The 4,040-nt window shown below is 73.1% G+C and carries 4 protein-coding genes; 2 read left to right on the top strand and 2 right to left on the bottom strand.

Annotated elements, in window-relative coordinates; all coding sequences use genetic code 11:
• Positions 1 to 345: 345 nt before the first annotated feature.
• Together DY240_RS23735 and DY240_RS23730 are read left to right on the top strand one after the other, a co-directional pair.
• Entirely contained in the window at positions 346 to 1,779 is a 1,434-nt protein-coding gene (locus tag DY240_RS23735) for an NAD-dependent malic enzyme (RefSeq protein ID WP_119662206.1), read from the top strand.
• Between the two features lie 28 nt (positions 1,780 to 1,807).
• Complete coding sequence (locus DY240_RS23730; RefSeq protein WP_119662205.1) at positions 1,808 to 2,365, top strand: YqgE/AlgH family protein; 558 nt, start codon at positions 1,808 to 1,810, stop codon at positions 2,363 to 2,365.
• Between the two features lie 493 nt (positions 2,366 to 2,858).
• On the opposite strand, the gene DY240_RS23725 is transcribed toward DY240_RS23730, so the two are convergent.
• Both DY240_RS23725 and DY240_RS32420 read right to left on the bottom strand, forming a co-directional pair.
• A complete protein-coding gene (locus tag DY240_RS23725) occupies positions 2,859 to 3,152 on the bottom strand; it encodes a hypothetical protein (protein ID WP_119662204.1) in 294 nt (97 codons plus the stop codon).
• Positions 3,139 to 4,040: C2 family cysteine protease (locus DY240_RS32420; RefSeq protein WP_199702249.1), on the bottom strand; the 902-nt coding region annotated here is incomplete at its 5' end. The genes DY240_RS23725 and DY240_RS32420, both read right to left, overlap by 14 nt.

Raw genomic sequence — 4,040 nt, 5'->3', positions numbered from 1 at the left:
GGCGCCGGGCGGCGGCCCGGGCGCGCGGCGGCGATCGCCTCTTCGGCCCGGGTGCCGCGCCGGCTGGCGGCGACGTCACCCCGCACCCATTCCTGGCGGTAGGCGATCTCGGCGCGGACGCTGTCGATCATGGTGTCCCTCCCTCGGACTCATCTCGTACCGTCGAGACTCGTGCTGAGGCGGGACCGGAGGCATCGGGCGTCCGCGCACACCACCGCGGCGCCGACCCCTTACCCCGTCGGAGGCAGCGAGTAAGGGGTTCTTCGGCGAACCCGGCCGCCCCTGCCCGGAGGGTGCGGAATCATCTACGGTGGTCCTGCTCACATCTCTGCAAGAAGGGTCACCGTGGTCAGCGTTCCGAGCGTCTCCTACTCGATCACCGTCCGGCTCGAGGTGCCCTCGGGCGGCTCGTCGGTGGGCCAGCTCACGGCCGCCGTCGAGAAGGCGGGCGGGCTCGTCACCGCGCTCGACGTGACCGCATCGGGCGCCGACCGCATCCAGGTCGACGTCACCTGCGCCGCCACGTCGTCGGCGCACGCCGGCGAGCTGGTCATGGCGCTGCGTTCGGTGCCCGGCGTCGTCATCGGCAAGGTCAGCGACCGGACGTTCCTCGTCCACCTCGGCGGCAAGATCGAGGTGAAGTCGAAGGTTCCCATCCGCAACCGCGACGACCTCTCCCTCATTTACACCCCCGGTGTCGCGCGGGTGTCGCAGGCGCTCGTCGACAACCCCGACGACGCCCGCCGGCTCACCATCAAGCGCAACACCGTCGCCGTCGTCACCGACGGCTCGGCCGTGCTGGGGCTGGGCAACATCGGCGCGACGGCGGCGCTGCCGGTGATGGAGGGCAAGGCGGCGCTGTTCAAGCGGTTCGGCAACATCGACGCGTTCCCGATCTGCCTCGACACCCAGGACGTCGACGAGATCATCCGCACCGTCCAGCACATCGCGCCCGTCTTCGCCGGCATCAACCTCGAGGACATCTCCGCGCCGCGCTGCTTCGAGATCGAGGCGCGGCTGCGCGAGCTGCTCGACATCCCGGTCTTCCACGACGACCAGCACGGCACCGCCATCGTCGTGCTGGCGGCGCTGCACAACGCGCTCAAGGTCGTCGGCAAGGAGATCGGCTCGATCCGGGTCGCGATGTCCGGCGCCGGCGCCGCCGGGCACGCCATCGCCCAGCTGCTGGTCGCGGCCGGCGTCACCGACATCGTCGCCGCCGACATCAACGGCGTCATCCACCCGGGCCGGGCCGACCTCACCGGCGTGCCCACCTGGTACCTCGAGCACTGCAACCCGCGCGGCGTGGTGGGCGATCTGCGCGACGCTGTGGCCGGTGCCGACGTGTTCATCGGGGTGTCCGCGCCGAACGTGCTGACGGCCGCGGACGTCGCGACCATGGCCGACCGCGCCATCGTGTTCGCGCTGGCCAACCCCGAGCCCGAGATCGACCCGCGCGCGGCCGGCGAGTACGCCGCCGTCGTCGCGACCGGCCGGTCGGACTACCCGAACCAGATCAACAACGTGCTCGCCTTCCCCGGCGTCTTCCGCGGCCTGCTCGACGCCCGCAGCCGTTCGGTGACGACGGAGATGATGCTGGCCGCCGCGCGAGCGCTGGCCGCCACCGTCAAGGACGACGAGCTCAACCCGTCGTACATCGTGCCCAGCGTCTTCCACTCCGGCGTCGCCGACACGGTGGCCGAGGCCGTGCGCGGCAGCGTCGAGACCATCAGGCGCGTCGCCGAGGAGACCGGCGAGTTCCCGGCCCTCCCGGTATGACGCCCGTCGGCACAATGGAACCGTGGGCATGAACTCCGAGAAGCTGACCGGGAAGCTGCTCGTCGCGGCGCCGTCCCTGCGCGGCTCGACGTTCGACCGCGCGGTCATCCTCATGCTCTCCCACGACGGCGACGGCGCCCTCGGCGTCATGGTCAACAAGCCGACTGAGGTGCTGGTCGGCGACGTCCTGCCGCGGTGGATCTCGGTGGTCACCGAGCCCGGCGTCGTGTTCCAGGGCGGGCCGGTGAGCCTGGACAGCGCGCTCGGCCTGGTCGCCGTCGGCGGCAACGACGAGCCGCTGGGCATCCGCCGAGTCAGCGGCCGGCTCGGCGTGGTCGACCTCGACACACCCGCCGAGATCATCGAGCCCGCCGTCACGGCCATGCGGGTGTTCGCCGGCTACGCGGGCTGGGCGCCCGACCAGCTGGAGGGCGAGATCGACGAAGGCTCCTGGTACGTCGTCGACTCCGAACCGGGCGACGCCTTCCGCACCGACGCCGAGGACCTGTGGCCCACGGTGCTGCGGCGCCAGGGCGGCCAGCTGGCCCTGATGGCGACCTTCCCCGCCGACCCCTCGATGAACTAGCGAGGCGGCCTGCTTGCGCTCTCCGTGATCATCAAGGTGGTGCGGGGTGATGGACCCTGTTGCACTTTCCGGTTCGCTCGCGCCGTAACGGGAGATCTTCCGGCCGACGTCGCGGACGTTCACTCGGGCCGCGCTCTTGGTAAGGCTGGTCGTCGTCAACGTGTCCGATATGACCGATGCTGGGCGACGGTGAGCCTTGCCATGGCGGTCGGCCGCCGCGCCGCCGCTGGGGCCCGCCGAAGAATCTCCGGTGTGGCCGGTCTGCGCGCTGAATCGGCGCCAGGCTCGAGGTCGTTGCTGGGTTCTGCTCGATGAGACGGGCCCGGGCGTGGTCGTGCCGGCCGGGCGTTGGCTGCCGGGCCAGGCGTGTACTCCCCGCCCCAGGCATGCCTGGGTGGTAGAGCGAACACACCCCTCCTCAACGTGATCATTTACCACCTGCGGGCGCGGCACGCGAAGCCCGGCCGACGACGACCACGGCCGGCTGGTCCTCTCACCTTCCGAGGCGTTCGAGCACGGCGACGGTGTGGTCGCCGGCAGTGCCGGGAGGCGCGTCGGGCGCCAGATGGGGCGGCGGGTCGGTGCGCGCGACGCGCCAGCGCACACCACCGGCCATGAGGACGTTGCCGGGGGCGTACCAGGCGGTGGTCTCGTGCCCGCCGGGCTCGTCGACGCCGAGGCAGACGAGGGGCGGGTCGACGCCGAGGACGGTGATGGAGGCGGCGCCCACCTCGGCCGGGTAGCCGAGCCGCACCCGCACCGTCGTGGCGGGGTCAGTCGTCGTCATCGGTCTCGCACCAGTCGATGCGGGTGAACAAGGCGCAGAAGACGTCGAGCGGCACCGGCAGCGGGTGGCGGCGTCCCCAGGGGTTGTGCAGCAGGACCCGGCGGCCGGCGTCGAGGCTGCGGACGGCGTAGGCGTGCGCGACCGGGGCGAGCTGGTAGCGCAGCGCCGCGGCCGCGCCCGCGCGGTCGTCGTCGAAGGGGCGGCTGCAGGCGACCGCCGGCTGACGGGACTCCACCAGCGCCGCCACGATGTCGTCGCCGGCCTTCGGGACCCGCAGCAGGTAGCTGGGCCGGCCGGTGAGCCAGTGCAGCGCCTCGACCGGCAGACCGCCGCGGCCGAGCTCCGGGTAGCCGCCGCCGTAAACGGCGAAGGCCTTCTCGACGTACGGCACCAGCGTGGAGCCGTCGGGGGAGTGGGCGTAGGCGAGCCCGCCGCCGTCGGCGTCGACCGGGAGCGTCGGCCGCAGCCGGTAGCGCCGCCCGGGGACGTCGACCAGCACGGTGTCGCCGACGGCGGACACGGCCGGCAGCAGCCACGGCGCGCGGTCGGCGACGGCGCACAGTGCGGCGACGAGATGGCAGTCGCTGATGGATCCCTGCCGGGCGAACCCGACGCCGACGGCCGCGGGCAGCGTGAGCGGACGCTCGGCGTACCGGACGCCGCCGGTGAGCCGAGGCTCCGCCGCCTGCGGGGCCACGGGGACCGGCGCGCCCTGAGGCGGAGCGGGACCGCCGGCCACCGTCGCCGAGGGGGCGTACGACGGTGGCCGGCGACCCGGCTGGGGGGTGTCGTGGAGCAACGCGAGCAGCCGCGCCACCTCGGTGTCGACGGCGTGGAGGGTGGCCGCGGCCGCCTCGTCGACGACGGCCGCCAGGGGCCGGGCCCGCT

It is taken from the genome of Jiangella rhizosphaerae (genome assembly GCF_003579925.1).
In the GTDB taxonomy this organism is placed as follows: domain Bacteria; phylum Actinomycetota; class Actinomycetes; order Jiangellales; family Jiangellaceae; genus Jiangella; species Jiangella rhizosphaerae.
The sequence above is the reverse complement of the archived record's forward strand: the minus strand, read 5'-3'. Positions and strand labels throughout refer to the sequence as shown.